23 protein-coding genes and 1 pseudogene are annotated in these 23,631 nt (G+C 30.7%); 4 read left to right on the top strand and 20 right to left on the bottom strand.

The genetic code is table 11. From position 1 onward, the window contains the following. Positions 1-101: 101 nt before the first annotated feature. The 12 genes and pseudogenes from GQF29_RS09825 to bsh form a co-directional block, all read right to left on the bottom strand. Positions 102-929 carry an alpha/beta hydrolase gene (locus tag GQF29_RS09825; RefSeq protein ID WP_008787137.1) on the bottom strand — a complete coding sequence of 276 codons (828 nt, stop codon included), beginning with the start codon at positions 927-929 and terminating at the stop codon, positions 102-104. A 17-nt stretch (positions 930-946) separates the two neighbouring features. After that, the gene (locus GQF29_RS09820; protein ID WP_008787136.1) at positions 947-1,795 is read right to left on the bottom strand and encodes an AraC family transcriptional regulator; all 849 of its coding nucleotides are present in this window, start codon (positions 1,793-1,795) and stop codon (positions 947-949) included. 19 nt (positions 1,796-1,814) lie between these two features. Then, positions 1,815-2,189 (bottom strand): hypothetical protein, encoded by a 375-nt coding sequence (locus GQF29_RS09815; RefSeq protein ID WP_008787135.1) that lies wholly within the window; start codon positions 2,187-2,189, stop codon positions 1,815-1,817. A gap of 28 nt (positions 2,190-2,217) precedes the next feature. Continuing rightward, positions 2,218-3,333: a C39 family peptidase gene (locus GQF29_RS09810; protein ID WP_008787134.1), complete on the bottom strand. Its 1,116-nt coding sequence runs from the start codon at positions 3,331-3,333 to the stop codon at positions 2,218-2,220. Positions 3,334-3,546: 213 nt separating this feature from the next. Then, entirely contained in the window at positions 3,547-5,178 is a 1,632-nt protein-coding gene (locus GQF29_RS09805) for a transposase (RefSeq protein WP_008787133.1), read from the bottom strand. 89 nt (positions 5,179-5,267) lie between these two features. After that, the gene (locus GQF29_RS09800) at positions 5,268-6,026 is read right to left on the bottom strand and encodes a ChbG/HpnK family deacetylase (RefSeq protein WP_008787132.1); all 759 of its coding nucleotides are present in this window, start codon (positions 6,024-6,026) and stop codon (positions 5,268-5,270) included. Next, positions 6,023-6,931: an ROK family protein gene (locus GQF29_RS09795; protein WP_008787131.1), complete on the bottom strand. Its 909-nt coding sequence runs from the start codon at positions 6,929-6,931 to the stop codon at positions 6,023-6,025. The genes GQF29_RS09800 and GQF29_RS09795 overlap by 4 nt, the downstream gene beginning before the upstream one ends. Before the next feature lie 52 nt (positions 6,932-6,983). Beyond that, complete coding sequence (locus GQF29_RS09790) at positions 6,984-7,826, bottom strand: helix-turn-helix transcriptional regulator (protein ID WP_236916414.1); 843 nt, start codon at positions 7,824-7,826, stop codon at positions 6,984-6,986. A gap of 42 nt (positions 7,827-7,868) precedes the next feature. Next, positions 7,869-9,335, bottom strand: a complete 1,467-nt coding sequence (locus tag GQF29_RS09785; protein WP_008790866.1) for a family 1 glycosylhydrolase — start codon at positions 9,333-9,335, stop codon at positions 7,869-7,871. A gap of 11 nt (positions 9,336-9,346) precedes the next feature. Then, positions 9,347-10,081, bottom strand: coding sequence for an alpha/beta hydrolase (locus GQF29_RS09780; RefSeq protein WP_017143965.1), 735 nt, complete (start codon positions 10,079-10,081; stop codon positions 9,347-9,349). A 43-nt stretch (positions 10,082-10,124) separates the two neighbouring features. Further along, the gene (locus tag GQF29_RS09775) at positions 10,125-11,414 is read right to left on the bottom strand and encodes a PTS sugar transporter subunit IIC (RefSeq protein WP_008790864.1); all 1,290 of its coding nucleotides are present in this window, start codon (positions 11,412-11,414) and stop codon (positions 10,125-10,127) included. A 144-nt stretch (positions 11,415-11,558) separates the two neighbouring features. Then, a pseudogene (gene bsh, locus GQF29_RS09770) lies at positions 11,559-12,508 on the bottom strand (choloylglycine hydrolase). A gap of 153 nt (positions 12,509-12,661) precedes the next feature. On the opposite strand from bsh, the gene GQF29_RS09760 reads away from it, so the two are divergent. The 3 genes from GQF29_RS09760 to GQF29_RS09750 all read left to right on the top strand — a co-directional run bounded on the left by GQF29_RS09760 (position 12,662) and on the right by GQF29_RS09750 (position 15,306). Beyond that, a complete protein-coding gene (locus GQF29_RS09760) occupies positions 12,662-13,201 on the top strand; it encodes a transposase (protein ID WP_008790861.1) in 540 nt (179 codons plus the stop codon). Positions 13,202-13,475: 274 nt separating this feature from the next. Further along, the gene (locus GQF29_RS09755) at positions 13,476-14,246 is read left to right on the top strand and encodes a transposase (RefSeq protein WP_008790859.1); all 771 of its coding nucleotides are present in this window, start codon (positions 13,476-13,478) and stop codon (positions 14,244-14,246) included. 274 nt (positions 14,247-14,520) lie between these two features. Beyond that, positions 14,521-15,306, top strand: a complete 786-nt coding sequence (locus GQF29_RS09750) for a MurR/RpiR family transcriptional regulator (RefSeq protein WP_008790858.1) — start codon at positions 14,521-14,523, stop codon at positions 15,304-15,306. 10 nt (positions 15,307-15,316) lie between these two features. Here GQF29_RS09750 and GQF29_RS09745 read toward each other — a convergent pair whose 3' ends face one another. After that, complete coding sequence (locus tag GQF29_RS09745; protein ID WP_008790857.1) at positions 15,317-16,636, bottom strand: PTS sugar transporter subunit IIC; 1,320 nt, start codon at positions 16,634-16,636, stop codon at positions 15,317-15,319. 224 nt (positions 16,637-16,860) lie between these two features. Between GQF29_RS09745 and GQF29_RS09740 the strand changes: the two genes are divergently transcribed. Further along, on the top strand, positions 16,861-17,673 hold the full coding sequence (locus GQF29_RS09740) for an MBL fold metallo-hydrolase (RefSeq protein ID WP_008790856.1): 813 nt from the start codon (positions 16,861-16,863) through the stop codon (positions 17,671-17,673). A gap of 30 nt (positions 17,674-17,703) precedes the next feature. Here the strand turns inward: GQF29_RS09740 and GQF29_RS09735 are convergent, their stop codons facing one another. From GQF29_RS09735 to GQF29_RS09705, 7 genes are all read right to left on the bottom strand, one after another. Then, positions 17,704-18,294: a uracil-DNA glycosylase family protein gene (locus GQF29_RS09735; RefSeq protein WP_008790855.1), complete on the bottom strand. Its 591-nt coding sequence runs from the start codon at positions 18,292-18,294 to the stop codon at positions 17,704-17,706. A 41-nt stretch (positions 18,295-18,335) separates the two neighbouring features. Next, on the bottom strand, positions 18,336-19,148 hold the full coding sequence (locus tag GQF29_RS09730) for a Cof-type HAD-IIB family hydrolase (protein WP_008790854.1): 813 nt from the start codon (positions 19,146-19,148) through the stop codon (positions 18,336-18,338). A gap of 3 nt (positions 19,149-19,151) precedes the next feature. Next, the gene (locus GQF29_RS09725; protein ID WP_008790853.1) at positions 19,152-19,943 is read right to left on the bottom strand and encodes a Cof-type HAD-IIB family hydrolase; all 792 of its coding nucleotides are present in this window, start codon (positions 19,941-19,943) and stop codon (positions 19,152-19,154) included. A gap of 82 nt (positions 19,944-20,025) precedes the next feature. Then, complete coding sequence (gene bcp / locus GQF29_RS09720; RefSeq protein ID WP_008790852.1) at positions 20,026-20,478, bottom strand: thioredoxin-dependent thiol peroxidase; 453 nt, start codon at positions 20,476-20,478, stop codon at positions 20,026-20,028. A gap of 136 nt (positions 20,479-20,614) precedes the next feature. Then, positions 20,615-21,598 carry a serine hydrolase domain-containing protein gene (locus tag GQF29_RS09715; protein ID WP_008790851.1) on the bottom strand — a complete coding sequence of 328 codons (984 nt, stop codon included), beginning with the start codon at positions 21,596-21,598 and terminating at the stop codon, positions 20,615-20,617. A 50-nt stretch (positions 21,599-21,648) separates the two neighbouring features. Further along, complete coding sequence (locus tag GQF29_RS09710) at positions 21,649-22,479, bottom strand: MerR family transcriptional regulator (protein WP_008790850.1); 831 nt, start codon at positions 22,477-22,479, stop codon at positions 21,649-21,651. A gap of 115 nt (positions 22,480-22,594) precedes the next feature. Then, on the bottom strand, positions 22,595-23,572 hold the full coding sequence (locus tag GQF29_RS09705) for an NADH:flavin oxidoreductase (RefSeq protein ID WP_017143967.1): 978 nt from the start codon (positions 23,570-23,572) through the stop codon (positions 22,595-22,597). Positions 23,573-23,631 lie beyond the last annotated feature (59 nt).

The following is a 23,631-nucleotide window of genomic DNA, read 5'->3' as shown; positions in this document are numbered from 1 at the left end:
TAGGTGCTACGCTATTTTTGCATAAAAAGAGGTCAATAATTAACTCCTTATAATCTCTGCAGTCAATTATTAACCTTAATATCGTCATTTTTTAATATTCTTTAAACACCAACATTACCACTACTTATTCCTTCTTCTTTATCATTCAAAGGTAACCACTCTAATACTCTATAAATATATCTATCCCAGAAATCCCATTCATGTTTTCCTTCACCTTCTTCATACAAAACATCAACTTGATGATTCTTTAAATAATCTCTAAAATCTCTATTCACTTGAAGAAGACGATCATCTTTTCCACAAGCCATGTAAATTTTTGGCATTTCTTTTTGATTAACTTTCAATAATAGTGCTTCATAATCTTTATCACTACCTTTAACTTGATCTAAATCACCAAAAACACTTTCTAAATAACTGCGTTTATTCAGATAAGGGATATCATCCCCATCTTTAGCATTGGGTAAACTATCAATTAATAAAGCTGATGATAATGCTGCAATACATCCAAATGTTTTATAATATTTCAAACCATTTGTAATTGCTCCATATCCTCCCATAGATAGACCAGCAATAAATGTATCTTCTTTTTGTTTGGAAAGAGGAAACAATCTTCTTGTTACATCAACTAACTCTTCACCTATAAACTTTGAATAATATTCATGTGACTTTTCATTATCAACATAAAACTTATTCTCTCCTGAAGGCATAATGACTGCTAAATCATGATCTTGAGCCCATCTTTGAATTCTTGTTCCACAAATCCAATCTGTATAATTACCAAAGATTCCATGTAATAGATACAATGTTTTATATTGTTTTCTTTTGAATTCTTGTTCTTCCTCTATAACTTTATCTACTGGAATGAGTGCATTTATTGTCACTGTTCTCATCAATGACTGTGAAAAAAAATCAACTTTTATTAATGCCATATTCAACATCTCCTTCTTTAATTGTCATTTTTAATACTCTTTCGATATGCACTTGGTGTGAGTCCATATGTTTCTTTAAATAATTTATTTAATGATTTTACATTAGCAAAACCATTATTTTCAGCAATTGTTATTATGGAAAGGTCAGTACTCATAACTTGTTTAAACGCTGAGTTTAAACGAATACTATTCAAATATGTTAAAAAAGTACTTCCTGTATACATTTGAAACATTCTTGATAGATATTGTGGAGAATATCCAAATTCAGATGCAACTTCATTGAGTGTTAAATTATATTGATAGTGTTCTTTTATATATTCACAGATTTCTGATAAACGATCTAAATATTTTTGACTTTTAATATCTATATTTTCTTCTTTAACCCTAAAATTTTTAACAAGTAAATATCCTAATTCAAATAAAAGTGAATAAACTTTTAAATAATATGCATCATCTTTTCTTTCACTATAAAGATACATTTGATACAGCAATTCTCTCATTGCTGAAAAAATTTTATTATCTTTTAATTCCAAAGTATTACAATGTATATATAATGATTCATTATTAGAAAATGTTTTTAAAAAATCGCCTGGTATTTGTAAGACTATGACTTCATTATCTTCAGGACTCTGTGTTGAATGAACTTCTTTAGAATTAATATAAATAAAATCGTTTCTATTCAATTCATATTTCCTTTTATTCATCCAAATATTTAATTTTCCTCTTCTTACATAAAGTATTTCTGCTGAACGATGCCAGTGTGATGGTATAATGCGTAAATCATTATGAGCAGAAAAACTAAAGATTTTCACAGGAATACTATCGTTAGGCATAATGAGTTCGTGTTTATATTCTGTTTGATTCATTACTCATAATTTCCTTTCTTTATTGAATAGGTTTGCCTATTCTTTTTTCTTTTCGCCATTGTGGAACATCACCGTCTTCACCCCAATATTCATCAAGCGATGTAATTTTATTATCTACTATCTCAAAAAATGAAACAACGTGAAATGAGGCATCACTTGAATAAACATGCGTGACTGTAACAACAGTATGATTCAAACACTCAATACGTTCAACTTTTCCACACCAATTGCCAGGATAATCACAATTTGCTCTTATAAACTCGTTAACATTAAATTGTTCATTAGAATCATGCCAACGAATATAAGCATTTTCATAAAAATATCTTTTTAATGCTTCTTCTTTTTGTTTTGCAACATCTTCCCAATACTGAATTATAAATAATTGAATATCCATCTTTACTCTCCTTTATTATATATTGATTCTATTCAACACATATAGCAAACTTCATAGCATTATATGCCAAAGCAAAATCTTGAAAAGAAACTTCTTTTAATTCTCTATTCATTGGGTCTTGAATATAAAAAATTTCTTTATTCATATCATAGCCATTCACCAGAACAATATGGAGATTCTTGACAGCCTGTCCGAAATAGTAAGTCTTCAATTGTGGTTCATAAAGATTACCTGTAACCCAAGCAACAACAGGATGATCATTAGTCAATTCGTCTCTTATATCAGCTAAGTCAGAACCAGATATATCACGAAGACCCCCATAATCTTTAGCATATTGAATAAGTGGCGTAGGAAAAATAGTATAGTAATCATCTGCTTGACTTGGCAGTCCAAAAGGATCTCCAGAAAAACCAAAGTATGGTGATTGACTGCTAGGTTGCCGCCTAATAAAATCAACTAATTCTATATTGACTTTTCGCTTATACTTTAATGCCATATAGAGTGCAGTTGTCTCACAACCATTTGGTGCATTGACATCCATTTGATTATAGTATGGAACATCTATGAAAACAGTTTTTTTATTTATAGAATGAACTTTTTTCTGAACATGAACAGTAATATTTCTTTGAGAAGACAATTGATTATCTTTTGTCATTGCTTTTATTATTAGTGAATATGTTCCTACTTTATGAATATCAATATTTGATGAATCAAATTTAGTTTCTTTTAATTCACTATAACAAATCATACGATATTTCTCTTGAAAATCATATTGTTGTCCCTGTTGAAGATAAAGAGTATTTGGACCTAAAATAACAGGCGCTCTTGTTTGTATAACTTCAATTGGAAATTCAAGAACTTCACCTTGATATTTTATTTGAGCCTGATAAATTCCAACATCTTCATATGAATGAGATTGATTTGATTTTTGTAATGACATAATACTATTTCTTTCAATGTCTTGAGTTTGTTTGGCTGTTAACCCATCAAAATTCAAATACAGTTTTGCCTCTAAAGGAATTTTATTTCCTAATTCTATTTGAAATGTTTCTTGTTTTGGTTTTAATATTTTATCTTTTTGACAACCTGTTAAACCAAACAAGCTGATACCTATACATAAACATATTTTAATCCATGCTTTCATTTTCTCACATCACTTTCACGAGTTCTTATTTATTTTATCACTTCCAAAAGAAAAAGGGGCTGTAACGAAAATAACTTTTTAAAGAGTTGATTTCTTTCAGCTCTTTTCTTTTTATGTTTTTGATGTAAAAAACATCTTCTTTCATTTTGAAGATGAATATTGTCGTTTTTATATCATTTTCAGCTGTTTTTGGGCGCAATATCCCTATATCACTCAAATCTCATTTTTTATGTACATAACTTTAAAGTTGAGAAGTTCTTTTTGCCTTTTTTTCTCTATTTTTAGTCGATACCTATGATATTTAATTAGATTGTATCCTAAGTATACTATGAGAAATTCCATTTTTGCATTTTTTACTCCTCCTCTTGTCAATCTTGTAAATTTCATGTCCTGCTTTATCACTCCAAATGCTCCTTCTACCTGTATGCTTCTTTGTTTCCTTAGCTCTTTTCCAAATTCAATAAATAGATTTTTATCAACAACTGCATAGAATTCATCCAGTACTGTATCTCTTATCAGTACCTTCCTATGATTTTTCCTTTTGCAGCATTCTTCCTTATAGGGACATCCCTCGCAGCTTTCTTGGCTTGTCATTTTTTGCTTTATTTTCAGATATTCTCCACTTTCATCATATATGTCTCCAATATGACAATCAAAAACTAGCCCTCCTGGACATACTTTATACCCATTATTATTCTTTTCCCAGTTATATGGATTGAACTTCTTTTTTATGAATCCTGATTCATTCTTCTTTGCATACATTCCATATTTCATATATAGATCCATTCCATGGGTTAGGCAGTACATATAGTTATCTTCACTTCCATATCTGGCATCTGCCATTGGATATATTGGATATCCTCCTGTGAATTTCCTATATCGTTCCGTGAATGGTATAAATGTCTTTGCATCTGCTGGTCGCTGAAACAAATCTGCATTGACTATGATGCCATCACTTACTGCTATCTGTGCATTATAACATGGTCTACTCAACCCGGTATTGCAGTAATAATCCATCTTTGTTGCACACATTGTGGCATCATGATCAGTCTTTGAACAGCTGTTTCTATCTTTTCCTATGACAGACAGCCAATATTCATATTCATCAAGCTTCATATAATATTCAAGAAACAGGTCATACCATCTTTGAATATCATTTTTTCTTCTTCCTCTTCCATAGACTGGTTCAATGTATTCACTAACCATCAGTTCCATGAGATACTGCACAATATATCCTATTTCCTGTGCACAGTAAAAATGATGATATGGAAAGTCAAAACCACTTTCCATGTTTACCTCAATGATTGCATGCGTTATTTTAGAAAACAATCTCATTCTGGCATTGAGTATTCTTGCCTTATATACAAAGGGATATTTGTTAGCATTGGCTTCTATCTTTGTACCATCAATAAATTGAACTGTTTTATCAACATCCATGAGATGACAAATGTTGCCAACGACGTCAAAAAAGATATGTTCAATATCATCAATCAGATAATCATTCATGAGACGTTCAAACGTCATGAAGCTTGGTGTTTCCTCATTCATGATATACATGAATCTGATATCGTACCTACATAAGGATTGCAGATCCCTAAGATGGCATTGTCCAATCATTCTCGCAAAGAGGACAGCCTTCAAAAGCAAAACGTTATCATATCCCTTTCTACCTCGACGCTCATCTTTTTTTAAATACTTCTTAAGATTCACTCCTTCTAGCGCCTTTAAGAAAGAAACAACCTCATCATCAGGATTAATTTTTATACCTAAATCTAGTGGCAAAGATAACTGAAATGCGTTATAATTATCAGTGTAATTAGATTGTGTAAATGTGATGGTTTCCATAATCTAATTATACCAAAAAGGACAATGAGAATCATCAATTGATTTCAGTGTCCTTTTTGGTTGAGCTCATTTATGAAATATTTATTTCGTTACAGCCCCTTTTGATAATCACGAAAATTAACAACCTGAATATGATATTTTTCCAACCAATCTTTTAACCATTGACTACATAAAAACTCACATTCCATGGGTCTAATCAAGGTATAAGAAGAACGCTCTAAAATATATTGATCTAAAAAACCAGGATGAAATACAACAATACTACATTCATTCTTTTGAATATTCGCTAGTTGACTTTCAAAATATGTGTATGGATCATAAAGACCTTTTTCATCAAACGAAAAGAAATCTAAAGAATAAATATGATGCTGCTTTTGCCAGTTTGGATCCATAGGATTATCATAAAAAAGATGATGTCTTTTCGCAACATTTTCTAAGGCCTGTAAATAGTTTTTAGAAAAAACAGCATGTCCTTCAAAATATTCTGGTTTCTTTCCAGTTATCTCTATAAATCTTTTGAGTTGGGCTTCAATCTCTAATTCACATTCCAAAATATCAATTATATCCTCTTGTCGATGATTGATATCATGACTCGAATAAAATTCACCATTATCATTAACCAAAGATGGAATGAGGGCAGGATTACTGATTGGTTTTCCTAAACAGATATTTGTATGTTGTCCCAGGCAAATATCAATATCCTTTATCAATTGATAACCATGTCTGGCACTTTCCATATTAGGCATTATTCCTACACAGCTCAATGCTCCATCCTGAATAGATTTTAATAGACCATAATTTACTCCCTCACTTATACCTAAATCATCACCACGAAAAATCATTTTCATAGTTTTTCACCACCTTTTTGAAATAATTGACAATATGTATAATAAGCTCCAATTAAATTAGAATCATTATGATATTGACAAGTTTTCACTTGAGGCTTTCTAAACAGATAAGCCTTTGTAAAGATTTCATCAATCTTTTCCTGAATTTTTTCTACAAACAATGGGTCTTGGCTGATTCCTCCTCCAATACAAAAACATTCAGGATTCATGATACAATCAATGTTATAACAAAATTTTGCTATAGCATCAAACCAATCCTCTAACACAACAACAACTTCTTCATCCTGCTGACGATAAAGCTGCATCATTTGTTCACCATCAATATTTTCATCTTCTTTCATGTTTTGTATCTTTTTTACAACTGCTAAAGTTGAATACTCACCAGCAAAGCTTTGATAATTTCCTTGATGCAAATCTACAAAAACAGGACTAAATTCACCGGCAATCAAATCCAATCCACGTAAAACCTGATGGTTCATAACGATACCACCCCCAACTCCTGAGCCAAAAATAAAAACGACACAACTTTGACAATCTTTAGCTTGTCCAACCCATGATTCACACAAAGCCGCTGCTTTGCCATCATTTTCAACCGATACAGGTAAATGATCACATAATGCTGAAAGTTTTTCAGCAAGTTCTAAACCTTCCAAATAAACAAGTGCTCCACTTGTTAACATCACACCTTTTTCAATATCTATTTTTCCAGGTACACTCATCGCAATTCCCTGGATATTTTCATTTCTATATGATAAATAAATATTTTGTAATGTCTTAAAAAAATGTTCTTGAGATTCATAAGGTGTTTTGATTTTAGATGTCTTTGTTAACTGACATTCTTCATCAATCAAACCATATTTGATAAAAGTTCCACCTACATCAATCACTAGTACTTTCTTTTCCATTTTGTCCTCCTTATAAAATAAGGACTTTTTCTAAAGAAAAGCCCTTGCTTTTTTATGAATGTTGCTGTTTACGATATTGTGAGGGCGTCATTGCATACCATTTTTTAAAATGATTAATCAAAGCATGTTCACTAGAAAAACCACATTCAAAAGCTATATCAATAATACGTTTTGATGATGTCATTAATAAAAACTTTGCTCTATCTAAACGAAGCTTTGTTAAATAGGTATAATAGTTTGTATTTGAATAACGCTTAAACATCAATGAAATATGCTGAGTTGTATAACCAAAATGATTCGATAAATACTGTAAAGATATATCTTCACGATAATGAGTACTGACAAAGAAAAGAATTCTTGAAAAAATATCATTATTTTCATGATGATAGGATGTAGGATCATAATGACTTTCCTGAAGACAATGAGCCAACAAGGAAAGAAGGGACGCTTTATATTCTAATTGGGAGATAATATCATCATGATTCATTTTAGCAATAACTTGTGAAAACAAGTCTATAAAACCATTATAATCTTTAATCATAAATACTTTATCAAGCAATAATGTAGAAGGCATGTGCTGTATAATAAAACCATTATTAATATGCAAACATTGGAGACGAAAATGACCTGCATTTCCAATCATTTTATGAAGTGACTGCATACCAATGACAATCACATCACCTGGTCCAACCTCAAATGAACCAGATGGTGTAATAGTTGTCATATGTCCATCAATAATGTGAACAATTTCCAGCCATTCATGCCAATGAACTTCTATAGTGGAAGGTGCTTCATTACTTCCTGCTGAATCTATAAACAAACAATATTTATTATCATCATAATCTCTAATACTACTATCAACATCTTCATATTCTTCATCGAAAATCAATCTCATTTCTATCACCAGCAACATTCTAACACATTTTACTATCTTACATCAATCAAGATCTTCTCCATTGGTTTCTATCACTTTTTTATACCAGCTAAAAGATTTTTTGCGTATTCTTTTAAGTGTACCTTCTCCAAAATCATCCATATCCACATAGACAAATCCATAACGCTTTTTCATCTCACCTGTTCCTGCAGAGACAAGATCAATACATCCCCATGGTGTATATCCTATAACGTCTACACCATCATATTCTATTGCTTTTTGAATTTGTTGAATATGTTTTCTTAAATAATCAATGCGGTAATCATCTTGAATACTACCATCTTCTTCAATTGTATCTAAAGCTCCTAAACCATTTTCAACAATCATAAGTGGAAGTTGATATTTATCGTATAAACGATTTAAAACAAGTCTTAAACCTTGTGGATCGATAGGCCATCCCCATTCACTTTCTTCAAGATATGGGTTTTTAACGCCACCTAACTGATTACCACCTGATTTTTCATTATTTCCATGTGTTGAAATAACAGACGAATTATAATAACTAAATGATATAAAATCTACTGTCCCTAAAAGAAGAATTTGTTCATCACCATCTTCTTTTTGTAAAATGATATTCTGTCTTTCTAATTCCTTTAATTTATAGGCTGGATAATAACCACGACATTGAACATCATAGTAGAAATCTTTAAAATCTCTCGCCATTTCCATTTCAGCAATAGCATCATCGGGATGACATGTTTCCGGATAGAATAAAATATTAGCAATCATTAAACCAATCTGAAAATCCGGATTGATTTGATGTCCTAAATAAACTGCTTTTGCACTAGCAAGTAACAAATGATAAATGGCCTGTTGCTGTTTTTGAGGATTGGATGCTTCTGTAATACCTAAAGTAGAATAATCTCTTAAAAAATTAATTTCATTAAAAGTTAACCAGTATTTAACTTTATTTTGATAACGCGTAAAAATAGTACGACAGTAGTTCATAAAGAAATCTATTGTTCTACGATCTAACCATCCTTCATATTGGTAAGACAAATGGAGCGGCAAATCAAAATGATTAATTGTCACAAGTGGTTCAATTCCATATTTATGACATTCATCAAAAACATCATCATAGAATTTTAAACCTTCTTCATTAGGTTGATCATCATCACCATGAGGAAAAATACGTGACCAGTTAATAGACATTCTAAACGTTTTATATCCCATTTCACCCATTAAAGCAATATCTTCTTTATAGTGATGATAAAAATCAGTTGCCACATGACTTGGATAATAAACATCTTCATCAACAATAGCTTTTGCACCTTTTGGCACATCTTCAAAACGATTTATTTCTTTTTTTGTTCCATCCTCAAGTTCAATCATAATACGTCGAGGATGTTTTTGATCACCATTTGTAATGGTATCAGCAGTCGCCAAGCCTTTACCACCACTCAAATAACCACCTTCGTATTGATTGGCTGCTGTAGCACCACCCCATAAAAAGTCTTTAGGAAATCCCATATTTTACCTCCTTAAATTTTTCTTTTTGCATTTGCATAAGCATCACTTCGCTGAATCCAATCTAAAAATTCTTCAATACACTTGTCCCAGAAACGCCATTCATGCTCATAGCCTGGTACACTCAACCATGTTAATGACATCTTTTTTTCTTTTAAACTTTTAACGAATTGAACATTCGTATCATAAAGAAAATCCTTATCACCACAAGCCATATAAATAGGAATCTCATGTTGACATTGATCCAAAACTTCATAAAGATCAATTGGATTTCCCTGCATTTCAATACCTGGTGAAAATGCACCAATTGCACTATATTTTTCAGGATGACTCAATCCATGATAAAGAGCACCAAATCCACCCATAGAAAGTCCTGCAATATAAGTATCTTCTTTTCTTGTAGAAACAGGGAAAACCTGAGTAATAAATTCTGGTAATTCATTTTCTATAAAATCTGCGAATAAATCCTCATCTTGATCAATATATTTTTTATTTTCACCTGAAATCATAACAACAGCAATCTGTCTTTCTTCAGCATATAATTCAACATTTGTATAGCCACACCATTGTGCATGATTATTTCCAAATCCATGTAAAAGATAGAGTACTGGAAATTTCTTATGATAATCATGATGAATTTTTCCCTTATTAATCATACTTTCAGGAATCGTAACTGTTGGTAAAATCACATCAATATCAACAGTTCTCATTAATGTATATGAAATGACATTACATTGTATTTTTGCCATAATGTTTTCTCCTTTCCAAAAAGAAGTTTGTCTAAACAAACTTCTATTTCGCTTTTAATTCTTGTTCTTGTTTTAAAGCATTGTTGTCATCAATTAAGAAGAATGGTAAATACATGACAAAATGAATAGCCAAGCTTATTAACCATAATAACAACATGAAGACTCCACCTTGGAAGAACACAGTAATGAATCCAGGTGTTACCCAAGGCATAGAAATTGTTGGATTAAAAGATATTGGTAAAATACCAATTAAAGCCCAAGCAACTAATCCTGAAGCTGCAGGTGAAAAGACCATTGGAATCACATATAAAGGATTTAACATAATTGGGAAACCAAAAATGATTGGTTCATTAATATTGAAAATATTAGCTGGGATAACAAGTTTACGCATTGCTTTATACTTTTCAGATTTTGCAAATAGGGTTGCAATACATAATCCTAATGTATTTCCTGCACCACCAATTTGAACACAAGCCCCTAAAATTCCAAAAATAAGATAAGGCATTGTTTCTCCGGCTAGAAAAGCTTCAGTGTTAGCCATAGAAGCCATCATTAAAACAGGCATATATGGCATTAAAATAGCATTTGGATGAATACCAAAGAACCAGATTAAATTCATTAATGAAAAGACAATAATTAATGATATTGGTGAAGCTCCAAAATATGAAATTGGCTGACCAATAAATGTTGAAACAACATTGAATACATTTCCATTTGGTGTAAATGTACATGCCCATTTTAAGGCCAAAACTAATGTAAAGATAATCATAGCCACAAATGTAGGTGCTAATGACATACTTACCATTGGTGGTACTGAATCTGGTAATTTCAATTTCAAGTTTTTACTCATTAAAAAACAGTATAATCTTGGAATTAATAAACCTAAAATTAATGCCAAGAAAATTCCGTCACTCCCCATATAATTGGTAGCTAAAGCTGAAACTGAACTTCCAGCTTCATTAGTAAATGTTTGAATTGGCATTAAAATAATAAACGCTGCTGTAGACATGACAGCTCCAATAATTCCTTGCTCACCTTCATTTCTAGTAAAACAATATCCAATTGCTCCTACAACATAAATAGCAAGTAAAGATAATGTTAAAGATATAACCTCTTGCCCTACTGTATATAATCCTGTACTGTTTAAAAAATCAACCCATGGATCAATAGGCAAATTAGACAAAACGGCAATAACTGCTACCCCTAATGTAATTGGCATTGTATACATAAAACCTTCTGTTAATGCTTTAATGTATTTACTATTGGCGACCATTGTTGCAAATGGACCAACAACTTTTTCTAAGACAGTCTGTAGCTTATTAAAAAAATTCATATTTTTCCTCCTAATATTATGAAATTCGTAGCGCTAAATCCCTTTCATTTTCTAAACAAAGTATAACCTACTTTTTCTATATAAAATGTTTTATTTTTAATATTTTTATGAACGATAATAAACAAAAAAACTGCCTAAGCAGTTTTATTGATATTGAATATTTTGTTGTCTATTTAATGGGTAGATAGATAATTGTGAAGCAGAAACTTTATTTTTCATTTGAATACAATGAATTTGATTATTTTCATATGTCTTGTAATAATAAGCTCCATCATTCATGCTCATACAACAAGAATAAACCGTATAATCTTCTTGATTTTGCATTGTTTTTACTGAACCTTTGACCATTGCGACAGCATCTAAAATATGAAAAATCTGACTGACATTCTCTTCTTCTTTTTCATTTATCATAACATTTTCCTTTAACCACAATGTCTTCACAAAACGTGAAGCAGGTGAAAAATCACCAGGAATACCAATTGTCCCAAATCCATTTCCATAAGGCTTCAATGATTGACTAGTTAAATGATCTTGAGGATAAGACGATGTCAAATGCATATAGTTATGAACATTCCATTGATGATAAGGATATGGTGGATTGTTGGTTAAAATATGAAAAGCATCTTGATAAACCTGCAATCCTGACTGCGTTGATTGTAGAATCAGACTTTCTTTTTGATCAGCAATGATCCAATGTAAAGGTGTTAAAGGAATTTTTGCATTGAAAGAAATATCTAAAAGAGAAATTTGTTCAATGACTGTTTTCATTTCCTGTACACTTTCATATTGTCCTAATAGATAGGGAATCAGCTCATAAGGTGTTATGTTCGTTTTATTTGCCTGTTCAGGAAAATAACGAGCATTTTCTGGAAAATATAAGCCAGCCATGCATAATCCCTTTTCATTCATAGCTTCAGCATATAATGGATAATTTTCCATGCCATACCAATCATTGCATATTGATTTTTAAACAATGTTCCATTTTTTAATGGAAAAGAATAATGTCTTGGTGTCAATACAACTTGTTCACCAAATGTTGTTTCCAAATCTAAATTTCTACCAAAATATCCATTGAATTGAAATGCTGTACACATATCAAAATCACCTCATTACCATTATAGACCAATTTCTATAAAATAACAAAAAAGAGGCTGTAACGCATTAAAATAAATGTATATGATAGTAAATGAAAAATAGCACGTAGATTCTGGAATGAATTTATGTGCTGTTTTTAGTATAATTAGATTATGAATACGATTGAAATATTAGAATCTAATTATCCCATAAGCAATGGTAATTATAACGCATTTCAATGCAAACTTCCACTAGATTTTTTTACATTCGTTCCTGCAGATGATCCTGTGGCATCATTCGTAGAAATCATGAAAGGAATTGATACTTCTAAATATTTTAATTGCTCTCATAGAGGCAATAAGGGCTACGACCCTAATATGATGTTGCAAGTTACATTGTTTGCATTCATGAATGGCGAAGGTGAATTAAGAAAAATGGAGGAGTTGTGTAAATACGATATTCGATATATGTGGTTATCTAATGAACAGACTCCATCATTTATGGCTTTTCAAAGATTTATATCAGATAAATTATCGATGTCTATTGAAGATATTTTTTATGATATTGTCAAAAGAATTATTGAATTAGATGATGTTGATGCTTCTAAATTGTATATTGATGGAACTAAAATAGAAGCTAATGCAAAAAAGAACAGTTTTGTATGGAAAAAGCGATACTTGGATATCAGGAAAAACATTTTCAAAAGCAACTGATTTCATTTCAAAGTTAAATGAGCATTTTCATTTAAGATATGAAACAAAGTCAAAATATTCTTCCAATGATATAGGATTCATTGTAGAGCAGTTAATGAATATGATGGTTGAAAATAATACTGAAATTGTATATGGAAAAGGTCGAAATCGATCTATATTACAGAAATATTATGATGAATTTCTTGATATTTATATGAGATTGGATTGATATGAAAAATCTTTAGAAATTTGCGGTGATAGAAACAGTTATTCAAAAACTGATCATGATGCAACTATGATGAATATGAAATATGACTATTATAATCAGACGGGTGTTTTTAAGCCAGGGTATAACTTGCAGATTGGTGTATGTGACGAATACATTATGCATATGGAAATATTTTCAAATCCTACTGATACCAGAACATATATCCCATTTATGAAAAAGTATAAAGATATCTACGACAGGTATCCAAGATGGCCTATAGCTGATGCAGGTTATGGGAGTTATGACAATTTATTATTCAATGTTATTAATGGAATGGAACTTGGATTAAAATATAATTATTATGCAAAAAAGAATTCATCAGATTTTAAAAAACAGATCTATAATCCAATGAATTGGCAATATGATGAACAAGGATTTAAAGTTTGTCCACAAGGACATCCATTTCATATTGAAAAGGATGAACGATGGAATACCAAAGGAGAATATTTACAAATAAGTCGAGTATTTGAATGCGGTCAATGTCATACTTGCCTAGTCAAGGATAAATGTACGAAAGCAAAAGAACAACGAAAAATACAAATCAATTATGCTTTAAATGAATTACTGAATAGAGTTGATGAAAACTTAGGTAATGATGAAGGGAAAGAAATGAAGAAGCAACGATGTATTCAAGTTGAAGGAGCATTTGGTGTCATTAAACAGGACATGAATTACGCTCGATTAAGAAGAAGAGGAAGACTCAATGTAAAGACTGAATTATTATTAATAGGGATTGCCTATAATATATGTAAATACCACAATAAAAAGTCTCGAAAGAGATCACAAATAATTTCGTAAAATTCAAAATGAAAAAGTGCAAAAAATGCATGTTATTTTTATGGTACTCAAAAAGTTATCCCCACCCGGATAACTTTGTTTTTTTCTAAATCATAACAATAAAGTAAAAAAAGGCGTAACACCTAAAGATTAAAAATCTTTATTCGTTACAGCCTCTTAATATTGAACATTCTTTTATCTTTACTTTCATTATTAAACAAAATAACATAAAGTGTAATATAATTGAAATATATTTCATATTTGTTATAATAATTGATATAGAGAGGTGTCTTATATGGATCCAATGCAAAAAGTATCTATTCATTATTGTAACTTAACAAAAAAAGAAAGAGCAACTTGTGATTTAATTATGGAAAACCCTGAGGTGGTCATTCATAATCCCATTGCGGAAGCGGCTGAAATTTATCAAGTTTCACCATCTTCTATCTTACGTTTATCTAAGAAAATTGGTTATAAAGGTTATAGTGAATTTCGTTATGCTTTAGAAGGTTATTATAATCATCGTTCAAGAAATCAAAAGCAAACAATTCTTTCTGATGAAATTATTGATATTTATCAAAGTTCCTTTAATGAGTTGAGAAACAGTATAGATGAAAGTAAGATTATTGAACTTGTTCATATTCTACAAACAAAAAATTTTAAAACTGTTGGGATTGGTAATTCTTCTCTAGCAGCGAAACAGTTAATATATTCTTTATATGTAGAAGACTACTGGGGAGAATGTGTTAATGATAGTGTTAAAGTGAGTTTTCTTGACAAGACACTGACACCAAATGATGCGATTATTGTGTTCTCTGTCTCTGGTAATCATGATCTTTACTATAAAGAGATGAAAAAATGGAAAGAATCAGGTGCAACAATTGTCTTAGTCACAACCAATCCTGAATCTCAATTATGTAAACTATGTCAACTCTCAATTACTCTTCCTTCCTTACCGCTCACACTTTTCCAATCTCCTAAACAAGTTCACTATCTTGAAAATCGTACTATTTTTTATGTCTTCATAGATATTCTGCTGGCTTACTTTGTTACAACAAAGACCACTAATCAAACTGACTAGTGGTCTTTTTCTATGCTTCATTCTTGGCTTCTTCAGCAAGCAAAGTTTTATCATAGTTTTTAATAAACGGCATAATGATGAGAACATCTAAGGCACACAATAGTATCCATAAAACAGGTGCTTTCCAATCCATTGTCGATAAGAAAGCGGCTAATGGTGCAGGTGTTGTCCAAGGTAATACCAGATATGTTTTTCCAATAATATCAAAATATGTACAGGCATAAGCAATACAAATATTTAAAATAGTACAAAGTAAAGTTGGAATAAGTGTGAAGACATTCAAGACTGTAGGCACTCCAAATACAAGGGGTTCATTAATATTAAAGGCTGTAGATAATGGTGCAAGTTTACAAAGAGCTCTCATTTGTTTAGATTTTGTGACTAAAATCATAGCAATCAAAAGTGCTATATATGTACACCATCCACCCCAGACACCATTAAATTGACCAGCAAAAATATGTGTCATTTCTTGATGTGCTTGATATGCTTCAAGATTAAGTGCAATATTCATAGTAATGATAGGTGTTACAACTGCTCCTACCATATTATCTCCATGAATTCCAAAGAACCAGAACATCTGTGATAACAATAGCAATAATAAGATAGAAGGTAAAGATTCACTAGCACTTAATAACGGCTGTAATACATGAGAAAGTAAATCACATAATCCTCCTCCTGTCATTTGCGTACATACAACATTTAACAAGATAAATCCAATAACATTCATAGCCATTGGTATTAAAACTTTAAATGGTGAGGCTACATTGGGAGGAACTGAGGCAGGCATTTTAATTGTCACATTGTGTTTAACACAGAAATTTGTAATTTCTACTACAATAATTGCAACCAAAATAGCAGTAAACATTCCTCCTGCCCCAATGTTCGCAGTTGGCATAAATGAGCCAGTCTCCAATGTTTGTGGCGCAGCCGCAATACACAAGAAAGTTAAAAGAGCAGTAAAGCAGCTTTCTAGTTTTGGAATGCCATATCGTTCTGCTAAACGATAAGCAACGGCACCAACAACATATAAAGAGATAGCTCCTAATGTTAAGTTATAAGGTATAAATAATATATTTGAGTTTGCACTCGCCCAATCATACCAAGTTAATAGAAATTGATAGAAAAAGTTTGATCCAGTCATAGTTGTTGGATCAACTGGTGGTTGTGCTAATAATATCGCAAACCCTCCAATAATTGTTAGTGGAATCAAAATTCCCATAGCATCTCGAACTGCAGCCAGATGCCTTTGTTCACCTAATTTTTCAGAAATAGGTAATAATATCTTTTCAAGTTTTTCTTGAAATTTTCCAATAAACCCATTTGTTTGCATTTTTCTTCTCCTTTGTAGATATTTGTCGAGTCATGTAAGTGTTTACAATTTGAGTATATCATATATGAAATATATTTCAATATTTATTTTATATTTAATATATTTTTCATTTATATCTTTACAAAATGTTTTCAATTTGTATAATGAAAGTAAGTTATGTATGTGTTTGTCTAAGAAACAGTCTAATTAAGAATGAAATATATTTCATATAAGGGAGGAATATAATGAAATATTTTAAATCAGAAATTTTAAGTGAAAGAGTGATTAGAATAATTGAGCTTGGTGGTGTATGCTGCTACTTAGTTATAGGAGATAAAAAAGCCTGTCTACTAGATACAGGTTCAGGATACGGGAATATTAAGGAATACGTAGACACATTAACTGACAAGCCCGTCTTTGTTATTTTATCACATGCTCATTATGATCATATGGGTGGAGCTGCACTTTTTGAAGATGTCTACATCAATTTAGAGGATCTTCCCGTTTTTCGTAAACATGGGGATATGACAACACGCTATGAGGAAGCGCAAAGAATTCCAGAAACCAAAACAATTCCCTACTCAGATATGATTCCTACACGAATGAAACCAATGAAAGGCATTAAGAATGGCGATATCTTTGATTTAGGAAATGTTCATATACAAATGATATCTGTATCAGGACATACTCCAGGTATGATGTGTCCTTTGATTCAAGAAGAAAGAACAATTATTTTTGGTGATGCCTGTGGGGTTTCTGTATTGTTATTTGATGAATATTCATCTTGTGTTTCTGAATACTTGAAAAGTCTTGAAGTTTTAAAAACATATGAGAATGATTATGATACTATCTATCGTAACCATGGTACCTTTTTTTCAGAAAAATCATTATTGGATAATGTTATTGAATGTTGTCACCTGATTCTTACAAACCAAGATGATCATATTCCTGTTGAGTTCCATCATTATCATCTCTATGCTGCAAAAGAAACCAACGAGTTTCATCGTATAGATGGCAAAGAAGGTAATATTCTTTATTCACTTGATAAAGCAAAATAAAAAGGAGTGATTGTCTAGATTTCTAGATAATCATTCCTTTTCTATATATTTGTGTATAATTGTTCTTATTTGAGGCATTCTATCTTGCTCAAATTGAGGATGATCTTTTAACCATTTTCTATTCAATGGTGAGGGATGTGGCAATACATACAAAGGTCTTCCTTGAAAGATATGATCATTAAAAATTAATGATTCTAAAGTTTCATTGGGAAAAAGATACTTTGCAGCATAACTTCCAATAATAATATAAATTTGTGGTTCAATAATGTTAAGTTCTTTCTTCAAAAAATAATCCGCGCAATGTGTTGGTGGAGGAATATCACCTGTTGTTTTAGCTTTACCAGGATAACATCGTCCAACTGATGTTATGTAAAAATATTGAGGATTATCAAATTCTTCTCTCGTAATTTGATACCAATCCTTTAACAACTTGCGACCACTTGCATCATTAAAAGGTTTACCAGTTTCCATGACTTTTTGAGATGGTGCTTGACTAATTTGCATAATTACAGAATCTCTATTTCCTTGAAACACTGGTCTTGGATCATTTTCAAAAATATCTTTACATTTTTGACATGATAATAATTCTTCTTTTAATTTATTAAATGCATCAATACTCATTATTCATCACACCTTCTTTATGAACAGTATACCCTTATACACTACATATTTATTAAATATTTTGCAATGCCATTATTTTCACAGTCATCACAAATATCATCAGCAGCACTTTTAACACTTTCAAAAGAATTACCCATAGCAACTCCAATTCCTGCTGTTTTTAACATATCAATATCATTTTCACCATTTCCAAAAGCAATCATTTGATTTAATGGAATGTTTTTGATTCCAGACAATACTTTTAAAGCATGTCCTTTACTTAATCCTAATGGATTAATTTCAACCCAGGCGTCTTCAACCATACATAATTCATATTTATTTTCAACTTCATTCTGTAAATCTTTAATGATTTGACTCATTGTACCAGCTGTCTGAATAAATGCAATTTTTTTAAGACAATCAAAATAAGACATAGGTATCTCAGATATATCATGTATCTCATTTTTAACAGAAGTCATAAAATGATCATTAATAATACCTGTGTTTCCATATTCTAAAATATATAAACAATCTTTGAAAAAGAAAATCATATCTATATGATACTTTTTAGCTAGATCAGCAAGTTGGACTCCATCTTCATACTTTAATTTTTCTTCTTTATGTAATAATCGATTTTCCATATCATAGATTTCTAAACCATTTAAACAAATGTAAGTATTTTGTAAATAATCAGACATATTTAATTTCTTACCAATTTTTTGAATACTGTCAATATCTCTTCCACTGGCTAAAACAAGTGAGATACCTTTTTCCTGATATTTCATCAATACATCTTTTGTATAAGGTAAAATATTTTGATTTTTCGTTAACAATGTTCCATCTAAATCCATAACAATCATTTTTATATCATTCATATCTTATTCCTCATTCAATATCTCTTTTATTTTTTGAATAACACCTTGTTCATCATTAGAAGCAATGACTTCATAGGCTATATCTTTTATGGGTTGAACTGCATTGTCCATTGCATATCCATACTTAACTTGTTGAAGCAATTCATAGTCGTTCATTTGATCTCCAAAAGCGACACATTCATCTGGCTCAATATCATATATAGCTTGTAAGAATTGCATTCCTAATCCTTTATGTGCTTCTTTATTCTGGATATCCATCCATTCATTACCTGATGTCACAACCTTAACTTTAGAAGGCAATTGACTTTGAATATCATTTATAATATTTTGAATATGATGTTGAGTATCATAGATAGCAATTTTCATAATATCATCATCAATATAATCAAACGAATCAATAAATGTATATGCACAATAATACTTTTTAACTTCATCCTGATACTGTAAATCCCTTTTTAATATATAAGCACCCTTTCGTCCACATAAAATCATAAATAAACTAGGAATTTGTGAAATCAAATGTTTAACTTTTTCAACATGTTCTTTGAAAATAATATTGCAATAGAGTTCAGTTGCACCTTCAGCAATATAACTTCCATTTTCTGCAATAAAATACATATGTTCGCTAAATGGTAGGAATTTCTGATACAAACGATAATATTGATTACCACTTGCAGCAACAAATTTAATATTTTTTTCTTTTAATTTATAAAATAAACTTAAGAATTCAGGGTCAAATTTTTTCTGTGAGTCTAAAAAAGTTCCATCCATATCAGTTGCTATTAACTTAATCATGTTCAACCTCCTATCAATGGAAGTAGTATAACATATATTACCCTTATAATTCAAAAAAAAAGAAATCCACAAATATGAATTTCTAAATTTCTCCTAACATTTGATTCGCATTTTCAGCTGCTTTCACTTTCCCAAAGACTTTTTCAATATAACCTTCTTCATTAATTAAATAAGTAGTCCTCACAACACCCATAACTTTTTTACCATACATGTTTTTTTCTTGCCAAACATCATATGCTTTAATAGCTACTAACTCTGGATCAGAAATTAACACAAATGGCAACTGATACTTTTCTTCAAATTTCTTATGAGAAGCAACAGTGTCCTTGCTCACACCTAGAATGACAGCTCCTTTGTCTATAAATTGTGGATAGTTTTCTGCAAAACCACAAGCTTGCTTAGTACATCCAGGTGTATTATCTTTTGGATAAAAATAGAGAATAACTTTTTGACCTCTATAATCACTTAATGAGATATTATCTCCATTTTGATTTAATAATGTAAAATCTGGTGCTTTTATACCTACTTCTAACATATACTCACTCTCCTTGTTTCTATCATAAGAAAACTGAAATAAAAAAGCAAATATAATGCTTAATTATTCGCTTATCTTTAAGTTAGACAATATAACAAGAATAATGATTATCAAAGTTACTTTTCTAACTCAATTTTTATAACATAATAAATGGTTCAATATAATCTTGTAAAAAGTCAATGCGATCAAAAATTGTCGGTTTAAAATATGATGTCACAGTAATCACTATATTGCATGTTGGATTTACATATATAACATTCCCACTATTTCCAATAGCTGAATATATTTGCTTCTTTTCATCTATAATCCACCAAAGATATCCATAAGACATATTTCTAAATTCTTCTCCACATTTATAATTTGGTTTTGTCATTTCTTCAATCCATTGAGAGGATATAATTTGTTTTCCATTATAAACGCCTTTATCTAAACAAAGCTGTCCGATTTTTGCCATGTCTATTGCAGAGAAACATAAACCATAGCCTGCAGCCCCTACTCCTTTAGGATCACAGAACCATACATTTGTTTTTGGATCTTTACACATAGTAAAGTGTTTATGTTCTTCAGCAGTTTCTGCCAAATAATTCATATGCTTTTCTATTCCAATAGGTTCAAATAAATATTTATTTGCAAAATCAACAACTTTTAAACCACTTGTTTTAGATATAATACCTGTTAATATATGTATACCTAAAGTTGAATATTGAAATTCACCAGTTAATCCCTTTCTTCCACCAAGAAAATCTAAAGCTGAAATCGTCCAATCATCACTTGAACAAATTTTAGTCCAAGGTTCATATTTATACTTATAAGGTGCCATCATAGTTAATAAATGTTTAATTGTGACTTTTTGAATTGTTTTTTCTCCTCTTTTTATTTTATAATCAGGAAAGAAATCCAATACAGGTTGTTCTATACTTTTTATATAGCCTTTATCAATTGCTATCCCTACAAGTAATGCGACTATACTTTTTGTTGCAGACATAACATGACATGCATCTGTTTTCTTATAATTATTCCATTCATCTGAATAGACTTCTTTACCATCTTTATAACAAGATATCTGACAAATATTAGGTTGTTGTTCCTTAATCAAATCATGTAATTGTTTTTTGTTCATATTTCCCTCCATTTTTATTTATATAAATTTTATCCTTAAGTTTGTTATCTCTATCTTTTTTCTTTCTTTTTTACTGGATAATAAACTTCCGTAATAAGATCATTCTCAGTTTTAACCTGTTCTGGATCATTGACATAAACTTCAAACAAAGCATCATTATTTTCATAACCATTCTTTTCAGCCCATTCAATCTGTTTTGTATAAACTGAAGAAAGTTGTGAATAAGATCCACGAATAACTGTTTTCAAACATAAATGGGGATGAAATTCCCGTGAACCAGTCACTTGTTCTTTAATGGGTAAAGCAAATTCATAATCCAATCCCAGTTCTCCAAATTCTTCACTATGGAAAAGAGACATCGGAGGAGCAGTAATCGTAAGTTGATTATCTATAACTCTTCTGACTAATTGGTTGAAACAACGGACTGCTTCATCTTCACATTCATATTCATGCACTCTTTTACGAATATATAAGATATTCATTTTTGGTACTTCTACCAATTGAACATCAATATTTTCTAAATAGGACATCATTGCGTTCCCTTGTTTCACATTCAATATATCATCATTTAATTGATTGAGTATTTGATTATATTCTTGGACCTGTCTTTCCATTTCTTTTTTCTTTTTCATAAGTGATATATAGAGTTTTTTATCTTGTAATTTATTTGATTCTAAAATTGTTTTGATTTCATCTAAAGAGAAATTATAAGATTTTAATCTATTAATAAATAACATTCTTTCTAATTGATCAATAGAATAATATCTATAACCATTTTCAGGATTAATTTCATCTGGTATAATAAGTCCTATTTCTGCATAATAACGGAGTGTTTTTGTAGATACACTACAGATCTTTGAAAATTCTCCAATCGATAACATCACTAATCCTCCTTTGTATGTCTTTCAAACATCTTATATTATCATACACCTTTCCCTAAGGGAAAAGTCAACCAAAAAATCCCTTCTTTTTTAAGAAGGGATATAAGAATAATCTTTATATCTGAGTTTGTAGTCTTTTAATAAATGTAGCATCTTTGATAAATGGTCTTGAGAACCCAAAAAAATGAACATGGCTTGTTTCATAAATGGGTTGAATATCTTTTAACTCTCTTAATCCTCCAGTTAAAATAACAGGTGTAGAAATGACTTGTGATAATCGAACTGCTGCATCTTTATAATAAGCACGTTCTTGAGCTTTATGTTTTTTCAATTGATTTCCACTCACTTCAATGGCATTCATTCCAGCATTTGAAAGTTTAGTTGCTATGTTTATAAACTCTTCTACACTCAAGCCACCCTCTTGTTCATCAGATGAATTGATTTTTATCCATATAGGATAATCTTCACCAACCTCTTCACGTATAGCTTGATAAACCTCTAGAACAATACGTGAACGATTTTCAGTATTTCCACCATATTGATCATGTCTGTGATTGAAGAGTGGAGATATAAACTGTGATAACAAATACCCATGGGCACAATGTATTTGAACACCATCAAACCCAGCAGATTTCGCTCTTTTAGCAGCAAGTGCAAAATAATGAACAACATTCTTAATATCTTCCTTTGTCATTTCCTGAGGTGTGATTTGTGATGTTGGATGAGTTATTGCTGATGGTCCTAAAACCGTAGCTGTTTCAATATACCCTTGTCCAATTGAACTGCCATGAACAATCTGCATAATAATCTTAGTTCCATATGCATGAACAGCATCTACAATCTTAGCATAGTCAGGAATAAGACTATCATCATAGATACCTAATTGATTTTTAGTTGGTTGTTCATAAGGTGTGATATATGCATAACTTGTAATAATCGTACCAACATCCCCCTTAGCGAGTTCTACATATTGATGTTTAATTTCATCAGTTGGTCTTCCATCTTCAGTCGCTTTGCCTTCATAAGTCGCAGAACGTATAAAATGATTTTTTACAGTTAAGTTGCCTATTTTTGTTTCTTTAAATAATGTCATATGATTTCTCCTTATTTTTATATTCATTGCAATTCTATTATATTTTATATATACTCTTT

This window comes from Coprobacillus cateniformis, assembly GCF_009767585.1.
In the GTDB taxonomy this organism is placed as follows: Bacteria; Bacillota_I; Bacilli_A; order Erysipelotrichales; family Coprobacillaceae; genus Coprobacillus; species Coprobacillus cateniformis.
The sequence above is the reverse complement of the archived record's forward strand: the minus strand, read 5'-3'. Positions and strand labels throughout refer to the sequence as shown.